This is a genomic window from Corynebacterium nuruki S6-4, from assembly GCF_007970465.1.
GTDB classification, from domain to species: Bacteria; Actinomycetota; Actinomycetes; order Mycobacteriales; family Mycobacteriaceae; genus Corynebacterium; species Corynebacterium nuruki.
The window spans coordinates 1,690,967-1,716,950 of sequence record NZ_CP042429.1 but is presented as its reverse complement, the minus strand read 5'-3'; the positions used below and the strand labels follow the sequence as shown (position 1 = coordinate 1,716,950).

At 69.0% G+C, this 25,984-nt stretch carries 20 protein-coding genes; 8 read left to right on the top strand and 12 right to left on the bottom strand.

Going from position 1 to position 25,984, the window contains the following annotated elements; genetic code table 11:
• Positions 1-38: 38 nt before the first annotated feature.
• Positions 39-1,880: a 2-isopropylmalate synthase gene (gene leuA / locus FSW06_RS07725; protein WP_010121080.1), complete on the bottom strand. Its 1,842-nt coding sequence runs from the start codon at positions 1,878-1,880 to the stop codon at positions 39-41.
• Between the two features lie 251 nt (positions 1,881-2,131).
• Between leuA and FSW06_RS07720 the strand changes: the two genes are divergently transcribed.
• A complete protein-coding gene (locus FSW06_RS07720) occupies positions 2,132-3,409 on the top strand; it encodes a hypothetical protein (protein WP_139024505.1) in 1,278 nt (425 codons plus the stop codon).
• 24 nt (positions 3,410-3,433) lie between these two features.
• Here FSW06_RS07720 and FSW06_RS07715 read toward each other — a convergent pair whose 3' ends face one another.
• Both FSW06_RS07715 and fepB read right to left on the bottom strand, forming a co-directional pair.
• Complete coding sequence (locus tag FSW06_RS07715) at positions 3,434-4,288, bottom strand: DMT family transporter (protein WP_040430414.1); 855 nt, start codon at positions 4,286-4,288, stop codon at positions 3,434-3,436.
• 65 nt (positions 4,289-4,353) lie between these two features.
• Positions 4,354-5,457 (bottom strand): Fe2+-enterobactin ABC transporter substrate-binding protein, encoded by a 1,104-nt coding sequence (fepB, locus tag FSW06_RS07710; RefSeq protein WP_010121074.1) that lies wholly within the window; start codon positions 5,455-5,457, stop codon positions 4,354-4,356.
• A 163-nt stretch (positions 5,458-5,620) separates the two neighbouring features.
• Between fepB and FSW06_RS07705 the strand changes: the two genes are divergently transcribed.
• From FSW06_RS07705 to FSW06_RS07695, 3 genes are all read left to right on the top strand, one after another.
• Entirely contained in the window at positions 5,621-7,630 is a 2,010-nt protein-coding gene (locus FSW06_RS07705; RefSeq protein WP_010121072.1) for a siderophore-interacting protein, read from the top strand.
• Between the two features lie 54 nt (positions 7,631-7,684).
• Positions 7,685-8,959 carry an aspartate kinase gene (locus tag FSW06_RS07700; protein ID WP_010121071.1) on the top strand — a complete coding sequence of 425 codons (1,275 nt, stop codon included), beginning with the start codon at positions 7,685-7,687 and terminating at the stop codon, positions 8,957-8,959.
• A 105-nt stretch (positions 8,960-9,064) separates the two neighbouring features.
• Positions 9,065-10,096, top strand: coding sequence for an aspartate-semialdehyde dehydrogenase (locus tag FSW06_RS07695; RefSeq protein ID WP_010121070.1), 1,032 nt, complete (start codon positions 9,065-9,067; stop codon positions 10,094-10,096).
• Between the two features lie 153 nt (positions 10,097-10,249).
• Here the strand turns inward: FSW06_RS07695 and FSW06_RS07690 are convergent, their stop codons facing one another.
• Positions 10,250-11,245: a ferrochelatase gene (locus FSW06_RS07690; protein ID WP_010121069.1), complete on the bottom strand. Its 996-nt coding sequence runs from the start codon at positions 11,243-11,245 to the stop codon at positions 10,250-10,252.
• A gap of 111 nt (positions 11,246-11,356) precedes the next feature.
• Between FSW06_RS07690 and FSW06_RS07685 the strand changes: the two genes are divergently transcribed.
• Entirely contained in the window at positions 11,357-11,722 is a 366-nt protein-coding gene (locus tag FSW06_RS07685; RefSeq protein WP_010121068.1) for a VOC family protein, read from the top strand.
• 15 nt (positions 11,723-11,737) lie between these two features.
• On the opposite strand, the gene FSW06_RS07680 is transcribed toward FSW06_RS07685, so the two are convergent.
• A complete protein-coding gene (locus tag FSW06_RS07680; RefSeq protein ID WP_010121066.1) occupies positions 11,738-12,460 on the bottom strand; it encodes an RNA polymerase sigma factor in 723 nt (240 codons plus the stop codon).
• A 311-nt stretch (positions 12,461-12,771) separates the two neighbouring features.
• Here FSW06_RS07680 and FSW06_RS07675 point away from each other — a divergent pair, with 311 nt between their 5' ends.
• From FSW06_RS07675 to glnA, 3 genes are all read left to right on the top strand, one after another.
• Positions 12,772-14,394, top strand: a complete 1,623-nt coding sequence (locus tag FSW06_RS07675) for a catalase (RefSeq protein WP_010121065.1) — start codon at positions 12,772-12,774, stop codon at positions 14,392-14,394.
• A gap of 296 nt (positions 14,395-14,690) precedes the next feature.
• Positions 14,691-15,842, top strand: coding sequence for an ornithine cyclodeaminase family protein (locus FSW06_RS07670; protein ID WP_010121064.1), 1,152 nt, complete (start codon positions 14,691-14,693; stop codon positions 15,840-15,842).
• Positions 15,843-15,928: 86 nt separating this feature from the next.
• Positions 15,929-17,395, top strand: a complete 1,467-nt coding sequence (glnA, locus tag FSW06_RS07665) for a type I glutamate--ammonia ligase (RefSeq protein ID WP_010121063.1) — start codon at positions 15,929-15,931, stop codon at positions 17,393-17,395.
• 171 nt (positions 17,396-17,566) lie between these two features.
• Here glnA and FSW06_RS07660 read toward each other — a convergent pair whose 3' ends face one another.
• From FSW06_RS07660 to FSW06_RS07630, 7 genes are all read right to left on the bottom strand, one after another.
• Positions 17,567-18,676, bottom strand: coding sequence for a phosphatase PAP2 family protein (locus FSW06_RS07660; RefSeq protein ID WP_010121062.1), 1,110 nt, complete (start codon positions 18,674-18,676; stop codon positions 17,567-17,569).
• Positions 18,677-18,833: 157 nt separating this feature from the next.
• Positions 18,834-19,265 carry a Na+/H+ antiporter subunit G gene (locus tag FSW06_RS07655; protein ID WP_010121060.1) on the bottom strand — a complete coding sequence of 144 codons (432 nt, stop codon included), beginning with the start codon at positions 19,263-19,265 and terminating at the stop codon, positions 18,834-18,836.
• Complete coding sequence (locus FSW06_RS07650) at positions 19,265-19,543, bottom strand: monovalent cation/H+ antiporter complex subunit F (protein WP_010121058.1); 279 nt, start codon at positions 19,541-19,543, stop codon at positions 19,265-19,267. The genes FSW06_RS07655 and FSW06_RS07650 overlap by 1 nt, the downstream gene beginning before the upstream one ends.
• Positions 19,540-20,640 (bottom strand): Na+/H+ antiporter subunit E, encoded by a 1,101-nt coding sequence (locus FSW06_RS07645; RefSeq protein ID WP_010121056.1) that lies wholly within the window; start codon positions 20,638-20,640, stop codon positions 19,540-19,542. The genes FSW06_RS07650 and FSW06_RS07645 overlap by 4 nt, the downstream gene beginning before the upstream one ends.
• Positions 20,637-22,322 carry a monovalent cation/H+ antiporter subunit D family protein gene (locus FSW06_RS07640; protein ID WP_010121054.1) on the bottom strand — a complete coding sequence of 562 codons (1,686 nt, stop codon included), beginning with the start codon at positions 22,320-22,322 and terminating at the stop codon, positions 20,637-20,639. The genes FSW06_RS07645 and FSW06_RS07640 overlap by 4 nt, the downstream gene beginning before the upstream one ends.
• The gene (locus FSW06_RS07635) at positions 22,322-22,747 is read right to left on the bottom strand and encodes a cation:proton antiporter subunit C (protein ID WP_010121053.1); all 426 of its coding nucleotides are present in this window, start codon (positions 22,745-22,747) and stop codon (positions 22,322-22,324) included. Before FSW06_RS07635 ends, FSW06_RS07640 begins: the two co-directional genes overlap by 1 nt.
• On the bottom strand, positions 22,744-25,752 hold the full coding sequence (locus FSW06_RS07630; protein ID WP_010121052.1) for a DUF4040 family protein: 3,009 nt from the start codon (positions 25,750-25,752) through the stop codon (positions 22,744-22,746). Before FSW06_RS07630 ends, FSW06_RS07635 begins: the two co-directional genes overlap by 4 nt.
• Positions 25,753-25,984 lie beyond the last annotated feature (232 nt).

Here is a 25,984-nt window from a genome sequence, read left to right as displayed (position 1 = left end):
TGCCTAAGTAACCGGACCCCGGGGCCACCCGGGGAGCGCTACACCCCGATCGGCGCCTTCTCCTCGGTGTAGCTGCGGTTCACCGCGGAGGTCATCGCCTTCAGGGAGGCGTAGGTGATGGAGCCGGCGATGCCGACACCCCACATCTTCTGCCCGTTGACCTCGGCCAGGACGTAGGCGGCGGCTTCGGCGTCGTCACCGGCGGTCCGGGCGTGCTGCGAGTACTCCTGGACCTCGAAGTCGATGCCCAGCGGCTCCAGCGCGTTGGCGTAGGCGGCCAGCGGACCGTTGCCGCGGCCCTGGATGGTCTTCTTCTCGCCCTTCCACTCGATGTCGGCGGTGACCTTGGTCTCCGACCCCTCGGTCTGCGGCCCGTCGACGGTCACGGAGATCTGCTCCAGCGGGGCGGTGCGGTCCAGGTACTCCCCGGAGAAGATGTCCCACATCGCCTTCGAGTTGACCTCGCCACCCTCGGCGTCGGTCACGGCCTGGACGACGGCGGAGAACTCGACCTGCATCGGGCGCGGCAGGTCCAGCCCGTGGTCGGTCTTCATGATGTAGGCCACGCCGCCCTTGCCGGACTGCGAGTTCACGCGGATGACGGCCTCGTAGCTGCGGCCGATGTCCTTCGGGTCGATCGGCAGGTAGGGGACCTCCCACAGGATCTTCGCGAACTGCTCGTCGGAGATCTCGTTGGCACGGTGACCGGGCCAGGCGGACTCCGCCATGGCGTCCAGCCCCTTGTTGATGGCGTCCTGGTGCGAACCGGAGAAGGCGGTGAACACCAGGTCGCCGCCGTAGGGCTGACGCTCCGGGACGGCCAGCTGGTTGCAGTACTCCACCGTGCGACGGATCTCCTCGATGTCGGAGAAGTCGATCTGCGGGTCCACGCCCTGGGTGAACATGTTCAGTCCCAGGGTGACCAGGTCGACGTTGCCGGTGCGCTCACCGTTGCCGAACAGGCAGCCCTCGATGCGGTCGGCGCCGGCCATGTAGCCCAGCTCGGCGGTGGCCACGCCGGTGCCCCGGTCGTTGTGCGGGTGCAGGGACAGCAGGACCGAGTCGCGGCGGGCGATGTTGCGGTCCATCCACTCGATCGTGTCGGCGTAGACGTTCGGGGTGGTCATCTCCACCGTGGAGGGCAGGTTGATGATCATCGGGTTGTCCGGTGTCGGATCCATGATCTCGATGACCTCGTCGCATACTTCCTTGGCGTAGGCGACCTCGGTGCCGGTGTAGGACTCGGGGGAGTACTCCCAGCGCCAGTTCGTGTCCGGGTAGTCCACGGCGATGGACTTGATCAGCTCGGCGGCGTCCGTCGCCAGCTTCTTGATCGCCGGCTTGTCCTTCCGGAACACCACACGGCGCTGCAGGATCGACGTGGAGTTGTAGAAGTGCACGATGACGTTCTTCGCGCCCTCGCAGGCCTCGAAGGTGCGGCGGATCAGGTGCTCACGCGCCTGGACCAGGACCTGGATGGTGACGTCGTCGGGGATCATGTTCTTCTCGATGATCTCGCGGACGAAGTCGAAGTCGGTCTGGGACGCCGACGGGAAACCGACCTCGATCTCCTTGTATCCCATCTTCACCAGCAGCTCGAACATGCGCCGCTTGCGCTCGGGGCTCATCGGGTCGATCAGGGCCTGGTTGCCGTCGCGCAGGTCGACGGCGCACCACTGCGGAGCCTTCGTGATGGTCTTGTCCGGCCAGGTGCGGTCCGGCAGCTGGAACTTCTCGACCTCGTCGAAGTGCGCCTGGTAGCGGGCCACGGGCATCTGCGAGGGCCGCTGCCGGTTCCAGGCGGGCTGGTCGGCGGGGATCTCTCCGGCGGGCGTGTCGATGCGGGCCGGGGCGGAGATGAAGGAATCGGTGGGGGTCATGGTGTGCTCCTTGCGTTCGGTGGAAACTGTTGTCTGCACCGACCGGCACGACTCAACTCCGCGACGGGGAGCCGGTCGGTTTTACCTGACCCCGCCGCGGCAGAGAAGGAGAAGCTGCGCGCGGTTCTTGATCACGTCGCACAGTGTAACGCATGACACGGCACCGGTGCGAGTCGCGACTGTGACCGGCATCGCACCGTTCCCCGGATCCGGGGGCGTCCCTGCGGTCCCGGGTACGCTGTGTGGCCGAGATGAACGAGCCCCGATCCACGACCCCACGCATCCTGCCCCGCTGGGCGGTCCCGGTGACGTCCGGAGTGACCGCGCTGCTGGTCTGGGGGCTCCAGATGGTGACCCTGCAGACGTGGGGGGCGTCCCGCGGGGCGTCGCTGCGCGGCATCCTCATGCAGTGGGACGCCCAGTGGATGACCCTGATCTCCCGCTTCGGCTACGGCGGCTTCGCGGTGGGGGAGGCGGGCACACCCGGCGGCGATCCGATCCAGTGGCAGTCGGTCGCGTTCTTCCCCGGCTACCCAGTCCTCGTCCGCTGGGTGGCCGCCCCCCTCGGCGCGGTCGGCGGCCTGTCCGGGGCGGACGCCACCTGGGTCGCCGCCCTCACCGTCTCCGTCGTCGCGGCGGTGGTGATGGCGTGGGGCGTGTCCCGGCTCGCCCTCGACCACCTGTGGCCGGCGGTGACCGGACGCCCCGCAGGCGATATCGCCCTCCTGGTGACACCGGTGGTGGTGACCGTCCTGGCCACCGCCGCACCGATGGGCGTCGTCTACTGGATGCCCTACTCCGAGTCCCTGTACACCGCGCTGACGGTGTGGGCGGTGATCATGATGCTGCGGCGCCGCTATCTCGCCGCCGGCCTCCTCACCCTGGCGGCCGGGCTGACCCGGCTCACCGCCGCGGCGCTGATCCTCACCCTGTGCCTGTGCGCGGTGGTGGAGCTGTGGCGCTGGGTCCGGTCGGGACGCCGCCGCGCCGGGCTCGGGACGGTGGTGCGTGCCTGTGCCGCCCCGGTGCTCGGGGCGGTGGGGACCGCGGGCTACATCCTGTGGGCCGACAGTCAGGCCGCCGGGGTCGGCGGCTACTTCGCCGCCCAGGAGGAGGGCTGGCACTCGGGCTTCGACGCCGGCGCCGCCACCCTCGACTGGCTGCGGCAGTGGACAGTCACCGGCATGACCGGCTACGTCATCTCCAGTTGGGTGATGATCCTGGTGGCGGTGCTGGTCGTCGCGTCGCTGTGGCCGCTGCTGGGCCGGTGGCTGCCCTGGCAGGTGTGGCTCCCCGCGGTGGTGACCGTGGCGATCACGCTGGGGTCGGACGGGGTGATGCACTCCCGGCCGCGGCTCCTGCTGATCCCGGTGCTGCTGCTCCTGCTGCCGTTCGTGGTGCGGCTCACCGCGGTGCTGCTGCGCCGGCCCCGGTGGGTGTGGCTGCTGGTGCCGCTGGTGGTCGGGTGGATCGTCCTGGGGTTCTGGGTCTCCGGGGCGATGCTCATCGACTTCGAGTACGCGATCTGACCGGTCAGGCACTGTCAGTTCCTGTCAGTCCACGCCCTTGCGGGACAGAACGACCGTCGAATAGACCATGATCACCAGGGCGGTGCCCATCAGCAGCCAGCCGAGACCCGCCACCTGGAACTTCTCGCCGAGGATGGTGTAGCCGAGCACGAAGGCCACGATGGGTTCGGCGATGGTCATCGCCGGCAGTGAGTTCTTGAGGTCGCCGGCGTTGAAGCTCGCCTGCTGGACCAGTGTGCCGATGATGGCGGCCGCGATCAGTGAGTAGAACTCCCAGCACACGAGGAGGCCGGCCACTCCGTCGGTGACGAACACGTCGACGACGGACTTCGACAGGACCGCGACATAGCCCATGATCGCTCCGGTGATGAGCCCCAGGATCAGTGCCTGTTCCCGTGGTACCAGCCGGGTCGCGTACCAGGACAGGGCGATCATGACGGCCACGCCGACGCCCACGGCGATGAACCAGCGGGACAGCGGTGGCACGGAGATGCCGGGCAGGGGTCTGCCCCAGATGACGAGGACGCCGACGGCGACGGTCAGCAGTCCGGCCCAGAACATCTCGGCCCGGGTGACACGGCGTCCGTCGAACCGGGCGGACAGCGGCAGGGTGAACATCAGCGACAGGACGAGGACCGGCTGGACGACGAGCAGGGTGCCGAAACCGAGGGCGACGATCTGCAGGCCGTAGCCGGCGAGTGCGCACAGCACACCACCCCACCAGCGTGGCCGCATGAGTGAGGCCAGCACGGGGGAGCCGTGTGCGTCGTCGGGGTCGCCCGAGGTCTGTTCCGCGGTCTGGTGCCGCAGGACCGTCCCCCACGCGATGGTGAGCGCGGAGAGCAGGGCGAAGACGACAGCGAGAGCGTTGCTGTGCATCATCGTCCACTCAGGCTATAGGACGCGCTCACCGCCGGTGCGGTGGGTACGACGGTGACGCGCGGTCACTTCGAGAAATACTCCTCGATCTTGTCGAGGATCTCCAGAGCACTGAAGTAGTCGACGCGGAACGCACTGGGGTCGAGGTCGAAGACCCGGTTGTTCTCGACCGCGTAGGTCGAGGCGAGCAGCGGGTTGGCCTTGAGCTTGTCGATGACCGGCTCCTTACCGTCGGCGTTCACACCGAGCACGGTCCTGCCGACCAGACCCTTGTCCGCGTTCTCGTTGGTGACCTGGCGGACGTCGGTGCGGCCGGCGTAGCTGCCGTCGGTGCGGGCGACGCCGTCGCCGGGAACGTTGAGGTCCCAGCCGAGGTCTTCGACGATGCGGCCCTGGGCGGATTCGGCGGTCATGTAGTTCACGCCGCTGCCGTCCTGGGCGGGCAGCACGACATTGACCGGCTGCTCCGGCTTCTCGATCTTGTCCTTGACCTCCGCGACGCGGTCCTTGTAGGACGTGATCGCCTTCTCGGCGTCCTTCTCGTGGCCGGTGGCTTCACCGAGCTCGGTGGTGATGTCGCTCCAGGTCTTGTCCGAGTAGTCGAGGACGACGACCGGGGCACCGATCTTCTTCAGCTCGGCGATCTGTGCGGTGGCCGCGTCCGCGCCCTTGGCGGAGACGATGATGAGGTCGGGATCCTCGGCCGCGACCTTCTGCAGGTCGGGTTCGAGCTGCCAGAGCGCCTTCACACCCTTCTGGTCGGCCTTGTCGGCCCACTGGGTGAAGAAGCCCTTGTCGTCGGAGGTGGCGCCGGCCTTGGCGCCGCCGGAGGCGACGACGGGGGCGTCCACGGCGAGCAGTGAACCGGTGAGGGTCACGGAGGTGGAGACGATCTTCTCCGGCTTGGCGGAGATCTCGACCTTCTCGGTCTCCTTGCCGGCTTTGCCGTCGGTGACGACGACCGAGTCGACCTCGCGGGGCCAGGTGCCCTTGTCATCCGAGGAATCCGAGGAACCTGAGGAACCTGAGGCGTCCGACGCGGCGGCGCCCGAGGTGGAGGCGGAATCGGAGTCATCGTCGGAACAGGCGACGACGCCGAGCGCCAGCGTGGCTGTCGCGGCGAGGGCCGCGATAGCCCTGGCCGGTCGGAGCAGGGAACGGGAGGTCATGGGGCATTCTCCTTGTCAGCGGAAGGGTGGCTCCGACGTGGAGCACTGCCAGACAACACTAAAGGTAGACTGTCCTCAATGGAAGTGAGTGACGGGTAAGTCACTACAGCTCGGCGCCGCCCCTCGAGGAAATCCGCCGGAAAACCCCCGAAAGGACGACGCTGTGCCCCGTATCAGCCGAGACACCGACATCTACCCCATCTCGTTGCGCGAACTGGAGGTGGTCCGGGTCGAGGACGTGACCCCCGGGATGCGCCGCGTCACCTTCGGCGGGCCGGGGCTGCACGCCCACACCCGGGACGGCGTGGCCGTGCCCGCCCTCGTCAGTGACGGCTTCGACGACGACATCCGCATCATCTTCCCCGACCCGGTGACCGGTGCGCGGCCGTACCCGGCCCCGTTGGCGGACGGCCGGCTGGACTGGAACGCCGAGGTCAACGACCTGTTCCGGACCTACACTGTGCGGTCCTGGCGTCCTGAATCCGGCGAATACGGTGAACTGACCGTGGACTTCGCCCGGCACGGCGCCGGGCTGGCGGAGGACTGGTCGGCCGCGGCGGTGCCCGGCGACAGGGTGTACATCGCGGGGCCCAAGAACTGCGGGTCGCTGCCGGTGCACACCGGATGGCTGCTGCTGGTGGGGGACGAGACCGCACTGCCGGCGATCGGCCGGTGCCTGGAGGAGGTGCCCGTCGGCCACCCCGTCCGCGCCTTCGTGGAGGTCGCCGAGCGCGCCGACATCCAGCAGATCGACTGCGCCGGAGACCTGGACCTGCGGTGGTCGGTCCGTGCCGAAGGACAGGACGCCTTCGCCGACGTCCTGTCCCTCGCAGGTGACACGGCAGCCGGGGCAGCCGGGGCAGCACTGCCGGACGGCGTCCCGTTCGTGTGGGCCGCCGGGGAGGCGGGACGGCTCAAGGGGATCCGCCGGTTCGCGAAGGCGGCCGGGGTGCCGCGTGAACACACCGAGATCACCGGGTACTGGCGGGTCAACGACAGCCCGGCCGGTACGACCGGCGACGGTGCCGCCGCGGCCGGCGCCCGGGACGGCGGCTCCAGCATCGCGCCGCTCATGGCGCTCCACGAGATGGCCGACATCACCCCGGGACTCGCCCTGCGCGCGGCGGCGCGACTGGGCCTGTTCGAGGCCGTCGAGACGGTGGCATCTGAGATGCCGGGGGCGTCGGGAAACTCCGGCACCGCCGGCACCGTCCCCGTCAGCGCACTCGGCGACGCACTCGGTGTGGACCCCGGCCACCTGCTGCGCTTCCTGCGCTACCTCGGGACCCTCAACCTCGTCGTCCTCCACCCCGGCGAGGACAGCGCAGCCGGCACAGCCGGCACAGCCGGCACCGCGACGGTCGGCCTGGCGTCGCTGGGCCGCGAACTCGCCGACCCTGACGGCCCCGTCTCCCGGCTGACCGGACCTGAGGCGCTGCGCGACCTGACGTGGCTGCACCTGGACAGGGGACTGCGCTCCGGGCGTCCGGTGCCGGTCGGCGCGACGGGGCAGACCTGGGCGGAACTGCGCGCCGCGGATCCGGCGGTGGTGGACGCCCTGGCGGACGCCGAGGCGACCCGCGCCCAGTGGGTGGCGCCCGCCCTGGCGACCGGCTTCGCCGACCTGGCCGGGAAACTCGCCGGCCCCGCGGGAGCGCCCGTGACGGCCGTCGCCGTGGCCGGTGCCGGTGAAGGGACGGCCGCGGCGGTCTACGCCGACGAGCTGCTCCGCCACGACCCCGGACTGCGGGTCACCGTGCTCGACACGGGTGCCGGGACCGACCGGCTCACCGCCGAGGTCGGGGAGGGACGCCGCGACCGGCTCACCGTCGTACCCTTCACCGCGGTCGTGGACGCCGCACAGGTCGGGGTGACCGTCGTCGTCGACCCGTTCGCCCTGGCCGGCCCGGACCGGGTCCCGTCGGTGCTCACCGCCGCGGCGACGGTCGGCGGGGCGTCCTGCCCGGTGGTGGTGGTCACGCGGCTGCTCGCCGAATCCGGGGACGAGGACCACGACTACGGCGAGGACCTCACCCGGCTGCTGCTCGACGGCACGGCCGTCCCCACGCGACGGGACCTGTCGCGGGCCGTCGCGGCGGCGGGACTGCGGGGTACGGCGGACATCCCGGTCGGCTGGGGGCACCACGCGGTCGTCGCCGTCCCGGCCAACTGATACCATCGGAGGGTCTGTGCAGGCCCGATCCGTGAGAGAGTGGAGCAGCAAACAGTGGCCCTGATCGTCCAGAAGTACGGTGGCTCGTCCCTGGAGAGCGCCGAGCGTATCCGCCGGGTCGCCCAGCGCATCGTCGACACCAGGAAGGCGGGCAACGACGTCGTCGTCGTGTGCTCGGCGATGGGTGACACGACCGATGAACTCCTCGACCTCGCCAACCAGGTCAACCCCGTCCCCCCGGGCCGTGAGATGGACATGCTCCTCACCGCCGGCGAGCGGATCTCGAACGCACTGGTGGCGATGGCCATCGCCTCGCTCGGGGCGGAGGCGCAGTCCTTCACCGGGTCGCAGGCCGGCGTGATCACCACGGAGCGGCACGGTAACGCCCGCATCGTCGATGTCACCCCGGGCCGGGTGCAGGACGCCCTCGACGAGGGCAAGATCTGCCTCGTCGCCGGCTTCCAGGGTGTGAACCGGGAGACCCGGGACATCACCACCCTGGGCCGCGGCGGGTCGGACACGACCGCCGTCGCCCTGGCGGCCGCGCTCAAGGCCGACGTCTGCGAGATCTACTCCGACGTCGACGGGGTGTACACCGCCGACCCGCGCATCGTGCACGACGCGCAGAAACTCGACCACATCTCCTTCGAGGAGATGCTGGAGATGGCCGCCGTCGGCGCCAAGATCCTGATGCTGCGCTGCGTCGAGTACGCCCGCGCGTTCAACGTCCCGATCCATGTCCGTTCGTCATTCAGCAACGAGCCCGGCACCCTGGTGTCCGGCTCTGTGGAGGATATTCCTGTGGAAGAAGCAGTCCTGACCGGCGTCGCCCACGACCGTTCCGAGGCCAAGGTCACCGTCCTCGGCATCCCCGACAAGCCCGGTGAGGCGGCCCGCGTCTTCCGCACCCTGGCGGATGCCGAGATCAACATCGACATGGTCCTGCAGAACATCTCGACCGTGAACGACAACCTCACCGACATCACCTTCACCTGCCCGCGGGAGGACGCCCCCCGGGCCGTCGAACTGCTCAAGGGTCTGCAGGGTGAGTCGGAGGACCAGAAGTTCGGGTCCATCCTCTTCGACGACCACATCGGCAAGGTTTCGCTGGTCGGCGCCGGAATGAAGTCGCACCCCGGTGTGACCGCCGATTTCTGTGAGGCGCTGCGCGACGTCGGCATCAACATCGAACTCATCTCCACCTCGGAGATCCGCATCTCCGTGCTCATCCGGGACACCGATCTCGACGCCGCCGTCAAGGCCCTGCACGAGCGGTTCCAGCTCGGCGGCGACACCGAGGCCACCGTCTACGCCGGTACCGGCCGGTAACCTGCCACACCCACCACACCGTCGCCCGGTTGACCGTCCGAGGGTGGTTCTGTCCCGCCGGACCACCCTCGGACGGTCAACCCGCACCCCAGAAAGGACTGCACCATGACCACACTCGCCGTCGTCGGCGCGACCGGCCAGGTCGGCCGCGTCATGCGCACCATCCTCGCCGAGCGCAACTTCCCGGCGGACACCGTCCGGTTCTTCGCCTCCGCCCGGTCCGCCGGCACCGAGATCGAGTTCCGCGGCTCGACGGTCGTCGTCGAGGACGTCGCCGCGACCCCCACCGAGGACCTCAAGGGCATCGACATCGCCCTGTTCTCCGCCGGTGGCGGAACCTCCCGTGAGCACGCGCCCCGCTTCGCCGAGGCCGGGGCGACCGTGGTCGACAACTCCAGCGCCTGGCGCAAGGATCCCGAGGTCCCGCTCATCGTCTCGGAGGTCAACCCGGGTGACGTCAACGACGTGCCCAGGGGCATCATCGCCAACCCGAACTGCACGACCATGGCCGCCATGCCGGTCCTCGGGGCGCTGCACGCGAAGGCCGGCCTGACCCGCCTGCATGTCTCCAGCTACCAGGCGGTCTCCGGGTCCGGTCTCGCCGGGGTGAAGGCCCTGGCCGACCAGGTCCGCGGCAACGTCGACCACCTCGAGGACCTCACCACCGACGGTTCCGCGCTGGTCGCCGACGATTTCGGGCCGTACGTCGCCCCCATCGCCTTCAACGCGCTGCCGTTCGCCGGCAACCTCGTCGACGACGGGTCGCTGGAGACCGACGAGGAGCAGAAGCTGCGCAACGAGTCGCGCAAGATCCTGCACATCCCGGACCTGCGGGTCGCCGGGACCTGTGTGCGCGTCCCGGTCTTCACCGGCCACACCATGACCGTCCACGCCGAGTTCGCCGAGGCGATCACCCCGGCGGAGGCGACGGCACTGCTCGAGGGGACGCCGGGGGTGAAGGTCGTCGACGTGCCGACGCCGCTCGCCGCCGCCGGGATCGACGAGTCGCTGGTCGGACGGATCCGGCAGGACCAGTCCGTCGACGACGGTAAGGGCCTGGTCTTCGTCGTCGCCGGTGACAACCTGCGCAAGGGTGCCGCCCTCAACACGATCCAGATCGCGGAGCTGCTGGTCTAGCTCCGGGGAGGCGTCCCGACGGAAACCACCCGGCCGGGTGCTGCGACGGCACGGGCCGGGTGTACGTCGAGGGGGTGGTCTGAGCCCGTCAGACCACCCCCTCGACGCGCACCCGGGGGAGCAGGGGAGGCCCGGGGAGCGGTGCGCCGTCGCTCAGGCGTCCTCGCCGGGGATGTCCTCCCACTGCCGGTGCACCAGATCGAGGATCATCCGGGGGAACTCCGGGGCGAAACCGGGGGTCTCGGAGCGGTACAGCGGAATCCCGAGCTCCTCCGCGGTCTCCTTCGCCTCGGTGTCCAGGTCCCAGACCACCTCCATGTGGTCGGAGACGAAGCCCACCGGGCACAGCAGGACCGGTCGCCGGTCGCCGGCGGTGACGGTCTCCCGCAGATAGTCACAGATGTCGGGCTCGAGCCACGGGATGTGCGGCGGACCCGACCGGGACTGCCACACCTGCTCGACATCGGTGCCGTCGGCACCGTCCACCGCGAAGCTCGACAGCTCACGGATCTCGCGGGAGGCGGTGAGCACCTGGCCGGAATACCGGTGGGTGTTGTCCGCCGAGGACGTCTCATCGGCGCTGACGGGGATGGAGTGGGCGCAGAAGATCAGCCGGGCGGCGTCCTGCTCGTCGGCGGGCATGGCCGCGCGGGCCTCGTCGAGCAGCCGGGCGAACGCGGACAGCAGCAGGGGGTGGTCGTGGAACGGCGGGATCTTCGTCATCGTCGGCGGAGTGAGCCCGGCATCCCGGCAGGCCTGCGCGGCCCGGTCGATGTCCTCGAGGTACTGGGTGTGCCCCGAGTAACCGCCCCAGGCCGACGTCGCGAAGACGACGACGTCGGTGATACCGTCGCGGGCCATCTGCTGCACGGCGTCCTCGATGAAGGGGTGCCAGTTACGGTTGCCGAAGTAGACGGGGAGATCCAGACCGCGCTCGGCGATCAGCGCCCGCAGATCGTCGATCATGTGGAGGTTCTGCCCGTTGATCGGGCTCTTCCCACCCATCGTGAAGTAGTGTTTCCCCACCTCGGCGAGCCGTTCCGGTGGGATGCCCCGACCGTGCGTGACGTTCTGCAGGAAGGGGATGACGTCCTCCTCCCTGTCGGGTCCACCGAAGGAGAGGAAGAGCAGTGCCCTGTTGTCGACCATGAGGTCCAATGTAGCTCTCCCGTTCGGGGGGAACGGAATCCGTCAGGGTGGGAGTGACCGGGACTACAGTCGGGGGACGTCACTGAAACCGCACCTGTAAAGGAGAATCCCATGGCCGATGATGCCGCCACCCGCGACGTGAAGTTCATCTTCCTGTCCACCGAGAACATCGACGAGTCCGTCACCTTCTACACCGAGGTCCTCGGCTTCCCGCTGAAGTTCCGCGACGGTTCCCACTTCGCCGCCCTCGATGCCGGCCAGGTCACCCTGGCGCTGGCGACGAAGGACGACCACCCGATCCCGGGCAAGGTCGTCGTGGGCATCAAGACCGATGACCCGGACCGGGACGCCGCACTGGTCGACGACAACGGGGGTGCGGTCGTCCAGGCCGCGCACGACGACGCCCACGAGCGCCGCGCGGTCGTCTACGACACCGAGGGCAACGGCCTGGTGTTCTACCGGTCGCTGCACCGCTAGGTCGGCCCCGGGGGATCAGGCCTCGCGCAGATGGCCGCCGGGTCGGCGGGTCTCCGAGGCTGTACCGGTCCTGCCGGTTGTGCCGGTCGTGTCTGCCATGTCGGCCATGTCGGCACGGGCCCGGGCGACGCGGGACCGGATGGTCCCGACCCGGACATCACAGATTTCCGCGGCCTCGGCGTACGTGTAGCCGAGTACCTGGGTGAGGATGAGCGCCTCGCGCCGTTCAGACGAGAGTCCGTCGAGCATGGCACGGGCGTCCGCGAGTTCGGCCCAGGCCTGGCCGCCGGCCGTGTCAGGGGACGCGGTGCGCGCGGCGGCATCCTCCCACTGTTCGACGGATTTGCGCGGCCGGGCGAGATCATGGCGGACGCTGTCGACCCACACCCGGTGGGCGAGGGAGAGCAGCCAGGTCCGTGCACTGGACCGGGCGGCGAAGCGGGGGAGCGCACCCATCACGCGGAGGTAGGTCTCCTGGGTGAGGTCGTCGGCACGGTCGGCGTCCGCGAGGTGGGCGAGGAGCCGCCAGACGTCGCCGTGGGTGGCCTCGATGAAGTCGGTGAGGGCGCGTCGGTCGCCGCGGGCGGCGCGGAGGGCGAGGTCGGTGACGGCGGCGTCCCGCGCACTCTGCCGCGGTTCCGGGTCGGTGGCGCGGCTGACGCCGGTGGTGGCCCCGGTGGTGTCGGGGGTGGCCGTACCGCGGCGCTGCCGGCTGCGGCGGGGGAAGATGTCTCGCACGGGAAAAGTCTAACACCGGGGAGGACAGTACTTATCGGTCCGCACACCCAAGATAGGTATAAACCAATTAGATGTTGCGGGCCCATTGGAACCGCGTATTATTGACCCCAGCGGCCCGGAGAGGACGTCGGATGACTTCCGCCACCTCGTGCCCACCCTGCGCCGGCCCGCATGACAGAAGACGGCGGTCGACAGCGGCCGACAACGACTAACAGTGACTCGCAGCAGCTGACAGTGACTGACAGTGACTGACAGTGACTTTCAGCGACGACCAGGAACAACCTGGGACAACTGCAGGCCCGGAGGAAAACATGACTGACGACAACACCACCAACGGCTACACCAGCGAGGATATCGCGACCCGTGGCGTCTGTCCGTACGCCGGACACTCCACCAACGTCAACGGCGCCCCCGTCCGCACCGAGGAGCACTCGGTGACAGTCGGGGAGCAGGGACCCATCTCCCTGACCGACACGCACCTCATCGAGAAGCACGCCCACTTCAACCGGGAGCGCATCCCGGAGCGCAACGTGCACGCCAAGGGCACCGGCGCCTTCGGTGAACTGATCGTCACCGAGGACGTCTCGAAGTACACGAAGGCCGACCTGTTCCAGCCCGGCCGGGTCACCCCGATGCTCGCCCGCATCTCCACCGTCGCCGGTGAGCAGGGCTTCCCCGACACGGTCCGCGACGTCCGCGGCTTCTCGCTGAAGTTCTACACGCAGGAGGGCAACTACGACATCGTCGGCAACAACACCCCGGTGTTCTTCATGCGCGACGGCATGAAGTTCCCGGACTTCATCCGCTCCCAGAAGCGGCTCACCAACGGGCTGCGCAGCGCCGACATGCAGTGGGACTTCTGGACCCGCAGCCCGGAGTCCGCCCACCAGGTCACCTACCTCATGGGCGACCGCGGGATCCCGAAGGACCTGCGGCACATGGACGGTTTCAGCTCGCACACCTACCAGTGGATCAACGCCTCCGGTGAGCGGTTCTGGGTGAAGTACCACTTCAAGACCCGTCAGGGCTGGGAGTTCTTCACCGATGAGGAGGCCGGCAAGGTCGTCGGTTCCGGCGACTTCGACCACTCCCGCGCGGACCTCTACAACGCGATCGAGCGCGGCGACTTCCCGACCTGGGACGTCAAGGTGCAGATCATGCCGCTCGACGAGGCCGCGGGTTACCGCTGGAACCCCTTCGACCTGACGAAGACCTGGTCGCAGAAGGACTACCCGCTGATCCCGGTCGGCCACTTCACGCTGAACCGGAACCCGGAGAACTTCTTCGCCCAGATCGAGCAGGCCGCGTTCGCGCCGTCGAACATCGTGCCCGGCATCGGTTTCTCCCCGGACAAGATGCTCATGGCCCGGACGTTCGCCTACGCCGACACGCAGCGCTACCGCCTCGGTGTGAACTACACCCAGCTGCCGGTCAACCGGCCGATCGTCAAGGACCGCAACTTCTACACCGCCAAGGACGGTGCCGCGGCCTACGAGTTCCCGGCCGCCGGGACGCCGACCTACTCGCCGAACCGCTTCGACCGTGCCGAGGGTACGGCGGACGTCGACGACGGCTCCGGTGTGGTCGAGCAGGGTGTGGCCGCCGGCCAGTCGAAGTACGGCTTCGGCCGCGGTGCCGAGTCCGCGACCGGCCCGGCCGATGACCTGGGTCTGTTCGACGAGAACTACGGCGGCGACCTGACCCGTGGCGCCTACGTCCGCCACCCGGAGGACGACGACTTCATCCAGCCCCGTCAGCTGGTGCGCGACGTGCTGGACGATGCCGCCCGCGAGCGCCTCGCCGGCAACATCGCCCGCGCGATGCAGGGCGTGTCCGAGCAGGTCGAGGGGCAGTGCTGGGTCTACTGGGGTCACGTGGACGAGAACCTGCGTGACCGTGTGAAGGAGATCTACACCGAGATCAAGAACGCCTGACCTGAGCTGACCTGACCCGGTCCCACGGGGAACGCCGGTCCGTCCCGGACGCCGCCACACAGTGGTGGCTACCGGGGTGGGCCGGTTTTTCCGTGCCCCGCGATCGGCGTCCCCGACGCCGCGACAGGCCACCACCCCCGCCGGAAAACGCGCATGACCTGCGACGTAACATGTCTGAAACATTTCTGAGCGGATCCCGCTACGGTGGATGACACGAGTTCACCAGGAAGCGGGGTGTGCCCCACTTCCCCGACAGCACGTGCCTGCGGGTGACCGCGGGGCGCAGGAAGGCCTGCATGACAGCAGAATCCACCCGTATCGACTTCCGGTATCTCAGCGAACCTGACATGATCCGGGCCGGTGTCACCGATATCGCCGCCTGTGTCGGCACCATGGAGGAGGCGCTCGTCCTCCTCGCCGACGGCGACTACCGGATGGCCGGGGCGTCCGGGAACTCCCACGGCGCACAGATCAACTTCCCCGCCCACCCCGACCACGAGGGCATGCCCGCCGACGGGCCGGACCGCCGCTTCATGGCGATGCCGGCCTACCTCGGGGGTCGTTTCCGCGCGGCCGGAGTGAAGTGGTACGGGTCGAACACGGAGAACCGGAAGCACGAACTGCCCCGGTCGATCCACCTGTTCATCCTCAACGACGCGGACACCGGCGCCCCGAAGGCGGTCATGTCCGCCAACCTGTTGTCCGCCTACCGCACCGGTGCCGTCCCCGGCGTCGGCGTGAAGCACCTCGCGGTGCAGGACGCCACCACCGTCGGCATCATCGGTCCCGGTGTGATGAGCAGGACGATCCTGTCCGCGGCGATCAGCCAGCGGCCCGGGATCCGTACCGTGAAGATCAAGGGCCGGTCCGCCGGCTCCACCGGTCGCGCCTCACAGTGGATCCGGGACCATCACCCGCAGCTCACCGAGGTCCGCATCGTCGACTCGGAGCAGGAGGCCGTCGAGGGATCCGACATCCTCATCGCCGGCACCTCCACCTCACCGGACGGCCCCTCGGGCTTCCCCTACTTCCGGTCCGACTGGCTCAAACCCGGTGCCCTGCTGCTCATGCCCGCCGCCGCGCGGCTCGACGACGACTTCGTCCGCAGCGACCGCGCCAACCTCGTCGTCGACTACACCGGGCTGTACTCGGAATGGTACGAGGAGAACGGTCCGGACGTCACCTATGAGCAGCTCCTCGGTATTCCGGGGAACCGCTGGTGGGACATGTACAAGGAAGGGTCACTGCCGCGGGAGAAACTCGTCAACATCGGCGACATCGCCGCCGGCCGCGCGCCCGGACGCACCGATGACGGGCAGATCTTCTGCTACTCGATCGGCGGCATGCCCGTCGAGGACGTCGCCTGGGCCTGCGACCTCTACGACCGGGCGGTCGCCGACGACATCGGCACCACCCTCAATCTCTGGGAGACCCCCGAACTGCGCTGACACCGCTGAAACACCGCTGAAACACCCCTGAACACCACAGAACACCACTGACATCGCCGAACAATCCGCTAGGAGCGATTTTTTCCATGGCTGCCACAGCCGACCTGCCCGTCTCCCCCGAGGACGCCACCCCCGGGGGACTGTCCCGCTTCATCAGGGAGCGCGGTATCCGCTGGATCGACGTCCGGTTCACCGACGTCCCCGGTACCGAACAGCACCTGTCCGTCCCCGCCGCCTCCTTCGACGAGGACGCCATGACCGAGGGCCTCGCCTTCGACGGCTCCTCCATCAGCGGTTTCACCAGCGTCGACAAGTCCGACATGCTGCTGCTGCCGGACCTCACCACCGCCTACGTCGACCCCTTCGTCGAATCCCGGACACTCAACGTCCAGTTCTTCGTCCACGATCCGCGCACCCGGCAGCCGTTCTCCCGCGATCCGCGCAATGTCGCCCGCAACGCCGAGGAATACCTGCGGTCCACCGGGCTGGCGGACACCTGCTACTTCGGTGCCGAGGCCGAGTTCTACCTCTTCGACTCGGTCCGCTTCGACTCGCGGTCCAACACCGCCTTCCATGAGGTCGATTCCGAGGAGGGCTGGTGGAACACCGGCGCCCGCACCGACCCGGACGGCACCGTCAACCTGGGCCACAAGGTGCGCCAGAAGCGCGGCTACTTCCCGACGGCACCGTACGACCACCTGCAGAATCTCCGGAACGAGATCGCCGACAACCTCATCGACCTCGGTTTCGACGTCGAGCGGGCCCATCATGAGATGGGCAGTGGTGGCCAGCAGGAGATCAACTACCGGTTCAGCACCCTGCTGCATTCGGCGGACGCCCTGCAGACCTTCAAGTACGTGGTGAAGAACACCGCCAAGGCGAACAACAAGTCGGCGACGTTCATGCCCAAGCCGTTGGCGGGCGACGGCGGCTCCGGGATGCACATCCACCAGTCGCTGTGGAAGAACGGTCGGCCGCTGTTCTACGACGAGTCCGGCTACGGCGGTCTGTCGGACATGGCCCGCTACTACATCGGCGGCATCCTCGCCCACGCTCCGGCCGTGCTGGCCTTCACCAACCCGACAATGAACTCGTACCACCGTCTGGTCCCCGGCTTTGAGGCCCCCACGAACCTGGTGTACTCCGCGGAGAACCGGTCGGCGGCCATCCGTATTCCGGCCACGGGCAACAGTCCGAAGGCGAAGCGGATCGAATTCCGTGCGCCCGATCCGTCGGGCAACCCCTATCTCGCCTTCGCCGCGGTGATGATGGCCGGACTCGACGGGGTGCTCAACCGCATCGAGCCGCCTGCCCCGGTCGACAAGGACCTCTACGAGTTGCCGCCGGAGGAGGCCGAGCGGATGCCGACCACCCCGACCTCGTTGGACGAGTCGCTGGCGGCGCTGCAGGAGGACCACGACTTCCTCACCATGGGCGGTGTGTTCACACCCGACCTCATCGAGAGCTACATCGCCGAGAAGGTCGACCACGAGATCACTCCGGCGCGGCTGCGTCCCACCACGCTGGACTTCGAGTTGTACTACGACTGCTAGGCGTACGGCACGGCCCTCATGTCGACATTGCGAACCGGTAGGTCGAAAAATCCGCCCGGGAGCAGCACCTGGGTTCGTTCCACCGACCACCCCGGGAAGTACAGCTGGGCGTACGTCCCGGGGAGGTCGTGAACGTCGCTGTCGGCGTCGGTTATCCCACCCCGGGCCCGGTCAGCCCTCGGTGACGTTCACGACCTCACCGGTGGCCGGGAACGGCTCGACCCGGGCCGCCCGCCGGGCGTTGCGCGGCTGGACAACCTTCCGGTCGATGAGGTTCACCGCCCACACCACGACGGCCGACAGGGCCCACCCCAGCAGGATGTCGAAGACATAGTGCTCGGCGGTGAAGACCAGTGAGAAGGCCATCGCGAACGGGTAGAGCAGCAGCAACGGCCGCCACCGTCGGTCGGTGCGGGGCCACAGGAACATGGCCAGCAGCATCGTCAGTGCGGCATGCAGGGAGGGGATCGCCGCGACCAGGTTCGACTTGCCCTGGCCGATCTCGATCAGACTGGCGGCGACGTGGATGTTCAGCACGTCCCAGCCACGCGACGAGATCCGCTCGACATAGGGTTCCGCCCCGTCATCGACCGGGTCGATGGGGCCGAGGATGCCGCCGGGTTCGGTGGCCTCCGGCTCGACCATGCAGGCGTCCTCGTGCGGTTGGTCGACGACCTCCTCGGCGGTGCACCGGGCGGCGGCCCACGGCGGGGCGGCGGGGACGAAGGTGTAGCCGATGAGACCGAGGAAGGAGACCGCGATGAAACAGGCGGCGAACCGCCGCCAGACCATGCGGTTCTTCAGCCACAGCCAGGCTGCCACCGCGTAAGGGGCGATGAAGTAGGACATGTACACCAGGCCGACGATGACCTCCCACCAGGCGGCCTCGGGATGTTTGAGGTGTTCCTGCAGCCAGGCGGTGGGGACCACCCCGAAGATGGCCTTGTCCACCTCGGGGGCGAGTGTCCACTGCACCGGGAAGTTGATGGTCTGGGCCGCGTTGCGGGTCCAGTCGTAGAGCAGGAGGATGACGGCGAACGGTGCCCAGTCGAGGATGACCGACATGGTCCGGTGGCGTCCGATGCATGCGGCGATGAGTCCGAGACAGAGCAGGATGATCAGACGGGTGCGGTCGAAGGCGAGGCCGTGGACGGAGAGCTCGACGACCATGAGAACCGCCCAGGCGATGATCGCCCACCGGCGGATCCTGGTGAGATCGTGTGCCGTCCGGGGAGTGTCGGCAGGAGCGGGTGACGGAGCGGCGGGCACTGTGCCGGTCACGGGGCCGGTTCCGGTACCGATGTCTGGTCCGGTGCTCGCCGACCGACCGCCGGGGGCGCCCGGTGACCCACTGATACTCACCGTAGGAACCTCCGGAAACCCTTCTGTCAGTGCGATTGTCTCCTCAGGTTAACCGGTAGGTTCCGGAGCTGATACGTCAGGGTCGCTCCGCGGTGTTCTTCTCACCACCGGACAGCGGGACGGTGTGGTCCCAGTGCACGGCATGCAACGCCCGCCCCATGACATAGGAACCGACGGACTGCACGACGAGCAGGGCCGCCACCGCGACGACGGCGCGCAGGAACTCACCGGCGACGAAACCGACCGTCGCCCACGAATACACCAGGTGGGAGATGATGAGCAGCGGCACACCGACACCCATGGCGGGGCCGAGCATGTTGACCTGGCTCAGGGCGTCCGGCGCAAGGTACATGGCGACGGCGGAGACGAGGATGAACACGGCGCCGGCCAGGGCGAGAACACCCACGAGAACGGCGCCGACCCAGCCGAGTTCGGGCACGTCCTGCGGGCCGTGTCCGGCCCCGTCGGCCGCGAGCAGGACGGTGGCGGAGGAGACGGTCGGGAGCATCACCGGCGCCCCCTCGTGATGATGCGGGCGTAGGCGATGGTGCTCAGGGCGCCACCGAGCCCGGCGATGAGGACGGCGTCGTAGACGATCGACGACCGCTGGAACAGGCAGTACACGAGGAACCCCGCGATGACGGTCACGAAGATCATGTCGGCGAGGACCGCACGGCGGGCGTCGTTCCGGGTGGAGACCGCGCGCCACAGGATCATCATCATGGAGACCAGGACAATCAGCCCGGCCGCGCCGGCGAAAATCCACAGCAGATGGGTGGGTGTCATCGCTTCCCTTTCTTCCGGTTGCGCGGATCCCGGGGATCCTTGCGGTTCTTCCTGGAGCTGAGATACAACGGCGGCTGGGGGAACTTCGAGCGGAGCTCGTAGGCGTTGACCAGCGGGCCGATCCCGGCGGAGGTGGAGTGCCGGCCCGGGTGCCGGCGTCCGGCCTCCGCCGCGGCGGCGGTGCCGGGACGCTCGGCGTCAGCACCGGTGGCCTTCCCGGCCCCGTCACCGCCGTCACCGCCGTCTCCGGCGGTTCCGACGTCATCGGGCCGGCGCACCACGCCGAACGGGCCGGTGAGCAGTCCCTCCGCCGCGCGTTCGTAGACGCTGGAGTCGACCTCCTCGGCCTGCTGCGCGGCCTTCGCGGCACGGGCCTCCCGCTTCCGCTTGGTCTCGGCGGCCCGGTGCTCGCCGGCCTTGCGGGCGTGTTCCCGGGCGATGCGCTCCCGCTCCTCCCGGGTGAGGTCGGGCAGGTCCGCCTCATCGAGTTCGTCCTCCTGCCGCATGATCGCCGCGACGAACGCGGTGGCGTGCGGGGTGGAGTCCACCTTGTCGATGTCGAAGGTGCCGTCCTCACTGGCACGGCCACCGTGGGTACCGCGGTACCCACGGGGACCGGGGACGCCGCGCTCGGTGAGGTGCTCGACGTCGAACTCCGGCTTCTTCTTCCGCACGGACGGGACCAGCTTCCCCTCCATCACGGCCAGGGAGTGCAGCAGTTCGTGCGGGTCGGAACCGTACATGGCGTGGACGGCGAGGAACCGCTGGACGCGGGGGAGACCGTGGGTGCGGAACTCCGCCGACCCGGTGGCGGCGACATTGTCGGTCGAGCGTTTGCCCGCCGCGGCGTCCTCGTCGACCTCCCTCGGGCCGGTGACACCGAGGGCCAGCGTGCCCGGCGTCATGGTGACCGAGGAGATGAGGAACGCGACGTCACGCTCCTTCGTCACCCGCAGCGGGTAGTAGACGATCACCGGGGCGATGTTGCGGCCCGTGGTGAACGTGTCCGAGGCCATGACGACGGATTCCTTGATGATCTGGCCGAGCAGCCAGACGATGTACCGGATGACGTGCCCGGTCGTTCTCAGCCACTTCACCGTGCATCATCTCCTTCGGTGCTGTCTCCGGGGCCGTGGCCGGTGCCGTGCTCAGGTCCGGGCCGCAGCATGCCGCTGCCGCCCCCGTCGTCGGGGAGGACCACGCCGACGGCACTGCTGCCGTCACCGTCGTCGCCACCGAGCACCGCACCGACATAGGCGGTCGTGTCGGTGAGGGACGAGGCGGCGTCCTTCGTCAGTCCGGTCACCGGACCCGCAGCGAGGAACATGGCCACGCTGACCACCATGAGCGTCGCCGACGGCAACGTCAGGGACGTGCCGACCGCCAGCTCCGGATCCATGTCGCGCTTGTCCATCGGACGCCCCCAGAACGCCTTCCGCCAGGCGTAGACGAGGCTGAGCAGCGCACCGAGGGACGCCACGACGACCGCACCGGCACCGACCCACACCGTCCAGCCGGTGTCCGACTCGATGCCGAACAACAGCAGCAGCTTGCCCCACATTCCGGAGAACGGCGGGAACCCGGCGATGGACAGGGCCGCGGCGGCGAACACGGTCGAGACCAGCGGGTCCCGCCGCATCAGGCCGGACAGGCGGCGCAGCCGGCCGGTCCCGTAGGTCTCCTCGATCGCGCCGGCCGACAGGATCATCGCCGCCGCACTGATCATGTGGTGCAGCATGTAGAACACCCCGGCGGAGAGCATGAACTGCGGATCCCCGCCGAGGAACGCGAGGGCGACGAGGATGAACGGGATGCCGTTGACCATCTGGTAGGCGATGACCCCGCGCAGCGAGGTCTCCGCCAGAGCCGCGTACCCGCCGATGAGCATACCGGCCACGGCGAAGACCAGGATCGCGACCGACCACCGGCCGTCCCCCTCGAAGACGGTCATGTAGACCCGCAGTACCGCGTACACGCCGACCTTGGTGTGCAGGCCGGAGAACAGGGCCATCACCGACGGCGAGGTGGCGCCGTAGGAGCGGGGCAGCCAGGTGTGCACCGGGGTCGCGCCGGACTTCACGCACAGTGCGATGAGCACCATGCCGAGGGCGAGCCACAGCTGCCACCGCGTGCCGTTGATGCCCTCGGCGAAGCCGCCGGCGCCCCGCGGCCCGGCCGCACCGGCGAGCGCGGCGAGGTTGGTGGTGCCCACCACGCCGTAGACCAGGCCGACCCCGGCCAGCAGCACCATCGAGGTGACCAGGTTGACCAGGACGAACATGCGGCCCGCCGCGAGCCGTGCCCAGGTGCCGGTCATCGCCAGCAGTCCGAAGGACGGCATCAGCATGATCTCGATGAACACGAAGAGGTTGAACAGGTCGGCGGTGAGCAGTGCACCCCACGCGCCGCCGAGCAGCATGAGGGTCATCGCCGGGTAGAACCGGGTCCGGGTCTCCGCGACGACCTCCCCGAACCAGTTCGCCGCGAGTGCGACGACGGAGGTGGTGGTGATCATCAGGGCGGAGAGCGTGTCCGCGGCCAGCGGGATGGACACCCCGCCGATGAAGTTCCCGATCGGGTCGGCGAGCACGGTCGGCCCGTCGCCCTCACCGCCGCTGACGGTGAGCAGCAGCAGGACGCCGCCGACGAGTCCGACCACCGGGACGCCCAGGGCGAGGATCCGGCGGGGGACCGACCAGGGCAGGACCGCGGCGACGGCCGCGGACATGAGCGGGACGACGATGAAGAGCGGGAGCAGTGTCGCGGGGACGATATCCATCAGTGCTCCTCCTCGCGGGACCGGCGGCGGGCAGCGCGGGCGGAATCAGCCTTGATGCGCACCGCGGACCGGCCACGGGTGTCGAGATTGCGGGCGTCGCGCTGGGCGCGGTCGGTGTCCTCGGCGGAGCGGGTGTCGTCGTCCTTGCTCAGTGCGGCCATGGCCAGCATGACCGCGGTCGTGGCCATGGAGATGACGATGGCGGTGAGGACGAAGGCCTGGGGGAGCGGGTCGGAGGCGTCCGCCGGGGAACTGAGGTCGCTGATCGGGTCGGAGCGCCAGGCGCCGACGCCGGTGGCCAGCAGCAGGAGGTTCACGCCGTGGCTGATCAGTGTGGTGCCGATGATGATGCGCACCATGCCGCGCTGCATGATCAGGTACACGCCGCCGGCGACGAGTACCGCGATGATCGCTGAGATGATCACTGGACCTCCGCCTCCTTCTCCTTCGCTGCCTTCTCTTTCTTCGTTGTCCGCCCGGTGGCCGGGACCGGTTCCACCGGGCTGGCCTTCTGGGCGGCGTCCGGTGCGGCCCCCGGGCGTTCCCGCCCACCGAGGGTGTTGACGACGACGATGACGGTGCCGATGACGGCGAGGTACACGCCCGCGTCGAAGAGCAGCGAGGTCGTGAGGTGTTCGCCGAGGACATCGGCGTAGATCGGGGTGAGGAAACCACCGTGGAAGTAGCCGATGAGACCGGTGACCAGCGCGAGGAGCATCCCGGCACCGATGATGCGGTACCCGAGGTCCCGGCCGCCGATCTGCCGTGCGGTCGGCTGGATCAGGTACCAGAACACGATGCCCAGCGAGAGCATCAGGGCGGCGAGGAAACCGCCGCCGGGAGCCTGGTGGCCCCGCCAGAACGTCACGGCGGAGTACACCGCCAGCACACCGAGCAGCGGCCAGACGACCGTGCGGCCCAGGATCGAGTTCAGGTACGTACTGCGCAGGTAGCGGGAGTAGAACGGAGCGAGTTCGGGCACCTTGTGCACGTCGGGGAACTTCGTGGACCCCTTCTTGCGGAACTGCTCCGCGCTGGAGCCCGGACCGTAACCGGGGAGCCGGGAACGGGGCACCGAGCCGACGACCGAGGCGATGACGATGCCCGCCATCCCCAGCACGCACAGTTCGCCGAGCGTGTCGAAGCCACGGAACTCCACGATGATCGAGGCGACGACATTGTGCGCACCGGACACCTCCGGCCCGTTGTCGAGGTACCACTGCGACAGTTCCGGCTTGCCGTGCCGGCCGACCAGCAGCCAGGACCCGACGAAGACGACGAGGCCGACGAGGGTGGCGATCATCACCGAGAACTTGGTGCGGTTCTCGCCCTCGCGCAGGTAGAGGCGCGGCTGGTGACGGACGACGAGCATGAGGAACACGGTGACGATGAACTCCACCATGAGGTTCGTCAGCGCGACATCGGGGGCGCCGAGAGTCAGCATGATCCACGAGACACCGGCACCGGCGACACCCACGAGGATGACCGAGCCCAGCCGCGAGCGGGTGGAGATGACCGCCATGACCACCAGGACGATGATGATGAGTCCCGGGAGATCGCTGACCTGGTCGATGCCGGGGGTCCGCGGCGGCAGGTCGCCCATCTCCTCGAGACCGCCGGCGCCGAAGAAGGCGGCGGCGGTGAGACCGAGCACCATCGCGAGGATCCACAGCACGTGCCCGTTGGGGCTCAGGGACCTGCCGGGGAGATTGGCGAGGCGTCCCCAGCGGGTCGCGCCCTCGACCGTGGCGCCGATGAACTCGGTTCCGGTGAAGGGGAACAGCTTGCGGGCCGCCAGTCGGGCGGACCAGCGCGACCGGTAGGCCAGCAGCACGGCGCCGACGACGATCACGGCCAGCGTCACCGCCAACGGGACGCCCCAGCCGTGCCAGAGGGCGAGGTGGCTGTGGTGGGCGTCGGCGTCGCCGGGCAGCAGGGACGCCACGAGGGTGTCCAGCGGCCGGTCGGCGGCGGAGAGGACGAGGACGGCGGGCAGTGACAGGACGCCGGGCAGCACCGCCGGCAGCCAGAACACCGGTGAGGCCTCCCGGACCCGGTCGGTCGGGGTGATCGACGGTGAGACGGCAGGGGCGGTGGGCCCGTCGATGAAGGCGCCGAACAGGTAGCGGCCCGAATAGAGGAAGGTCGCCAGGGCACCGAGACCGGCGGCGACGAGCAGGATGACCTGACCGGCGTCCCCGACCGGGGCGTCCCCGAAGGCGGCGAGCATGCCCTCCTTCGACACGAACCCGAGCAGCGGCGGGATGCCCGCCATGGATGCCACGGCCAGCAGGGCACCGGTGAAGGTCCACGGCATCCGGCGCCACAGCGCACCGAGGTAGCGGATGTCCCGGGTCCCGGTCTGGTGGTCGACCACACCGATGACCATGAACAGGGAGGACTTGAACATCGCGTGGGCCGCGGTGTGCACCACCGCGGCGGCCAGCGCGACCGGGGTGCCCACGCCGATCGTGGCGACGATCCAGCCCAGCTGCGAGACGGTGGAGTAGGCGGTGAGCTTCTTCAGGTCCGTCTTCTGGCAGGCGAAGACCGCCGCCATGACCGCGGTCGACATGCCGGTGATGATGAGCAGCCAGTTCCACACCGCGACATCGGCGAAGACCGTGGAGAAGCGGAGCAGCAGGTAGATGCCGGCCTTCACCACGGCGGCGGCGTGCAGGAACGCGGAGACCGGGGTGGCGGCGGCCATCGCCTCGGGCAGCCACACGTGGAAGGGGAACTGGGCGGCCTTCGAGAACCCGGCGACCGCGACGAGGACGGCGACGATGCCGGTGCGCACGTCGTCGGTGCCCCACACGTCGCTGGCGAGGATGCCGGACAGGCTCGTGGTACCGGTCGCGGCGACGGCGATGCCGAGGGCGACGAGCAGGGCGAGTCCGCCGGTGAAGGTGAGCAGCAGGGTCCGGACCGCGCCGTGCTCACCGCTGTGGCCCGACCGGGCGATGAGGAAGAACGAGGCGAGGGAGACCAGTTCCCAGCCGACGAACAGCAGGGTGACGTCATCGGCGAGGAAGAGCAGGACGACGGAGGCCATGAAGGCCGTCATGAGGACGTAGAAACTCATCACACCCTCGCCCTCGGCGGTGCGGTGCAGGTACCGCGTCGAGTAACTGAACACCGCGGTGCCGATGAGCAGGGCGAGGAGGGTGAAGAACAGTCCTGTGGCGTCCATGGACAGGGCGGCGTCGATGTCGCCGCCGCCGGGCAGGGCGTCCGGCAGCCAGGTCACGGAGAAGGTCGCCGGTCGGCCGTCGATGATGTCGGCCGCCCCGGTGGTCAGGATGTAGCCGGCCGTGCCGAGGAACGCCGCGGCGAGGACCCACCCGGCGTTCCGGTCGAGGGTCTTCACCAGCAGCGGTGTGACGGCCAGGAGGGCCAGGAGGACAAGGGGGACGGCGAGGACGCTCACGTCTGCTGCAGCACCTCCGGAAATCTGTGGCTGGGATGGTCCGTCGCGGTCCGGTGCCGGATACGGCATGGCATATGCGACGACCGTGACATCCGCCCACGACTCCGGTCCCGCGGAGCGGCCCACTCGAGTGAATGACGTACACCAGTGGAGCCGTATGCGTGTTTCCCACTCTAACAGGCACCTTGTGGTGCGGTCGTGGCAGGTCGCCGCGGCGCGGGCCTACCCTGGG

Excerpts from the sequence above, each read along its gene's own strand:
- leuA (WP_010121080.1), bottom strand. The coding sequence starts at position 1,880 with ATGACCCCCACCGATTCCTTCATCTCCGCCCCGGCCCGCATCGACACG.
- FSW06_RS07720 (WP_139024505.1), top strand. The coding sequence starts at position 2,132 with ATGAACGAGCCCCGATCCACGACCCCACGCATCCTGCCCCGCTGGGCG.
- FSW06_RS07715 (WP_040430414.1), bottom strand. The coding sequence starts at position 4,288 with ATGCACAGCAACGCTCTCGCTGTCGTCTTCGCCCTGCTCTCCGCGCTC.
- fepB (WP_010121074.1), bottom strand. The coding sequence starts at position 5,457 with ATGACCTCCCGTTCCCTGCTCCGACCGGCCAGGGCTATCGCGGCCCTC.
- FSW06_RS07695 (WP_010121070.1), top strand. The coding sequence starts at position 9,065 with ATGACCACACTCGCCGTCGTCGGCGCGACCGGCCAGGTCGGCCGCGTC.
- FSW06_RS07690 (WP_010121069.1), bottom strand. The coding sequence starts at position 11,245 with ATGGTCGACAACAGGGCACTGCTCTTCCTCTCCTTCGGTGGACCCGAC.
- FSW06_RS07685 (WP_010121068.1), top strand. The coding sequence starts at position 11,357 with ATGGCCGATGATGCCGCCACCCGCGACGTGAAGTTCATCTTCCTGTCC.
- FSW06_RS07675 (WP_010121065.1), top strand. The coding sequence starts at position 12,772 with ATGACTGACGACAACACCACCAACGGCTACACCAGCGAGGATATCGCG.
- FSW06_RS07670 (WP_010121064.1), top strand. The coding sequence starts at position 14,691 with ATGACAGCAGAATCCACCCGTATCGACTTCCGGTATCTCAGCGAACCT.
- glnA (WP_010121063.1), top strand. The coding sequence starts at position 15,929 with ATGGCTGCCACAGCCGACCTGCCCGTCTCCCCCGAGGACGCCACCCCC.
- FSW06_RS07655 (WP_010121060.1), bottom strand. The coding sequence starts at position 19,265 with ATGCTCCCGACCGTCTCCTCCGCCACCGTCCTGCTCGCGGCCGACGGG.
- FSW06_RS07650 (WP_010121058.1), bottom strand. The coding sequence starts at position 19,543 with ATGACACCCACCCATCTGCTGTGGATTTTCGCCGGCGCGGCCGGGCTG.
- FSW06_RS07640 (WP_010121054.1), bottom strand. The coding sequence starts at position 22,322 with ATGGATATCGTCCCCGCGACACTGCTCCCGCTCTTCATCGTCGTCCCG.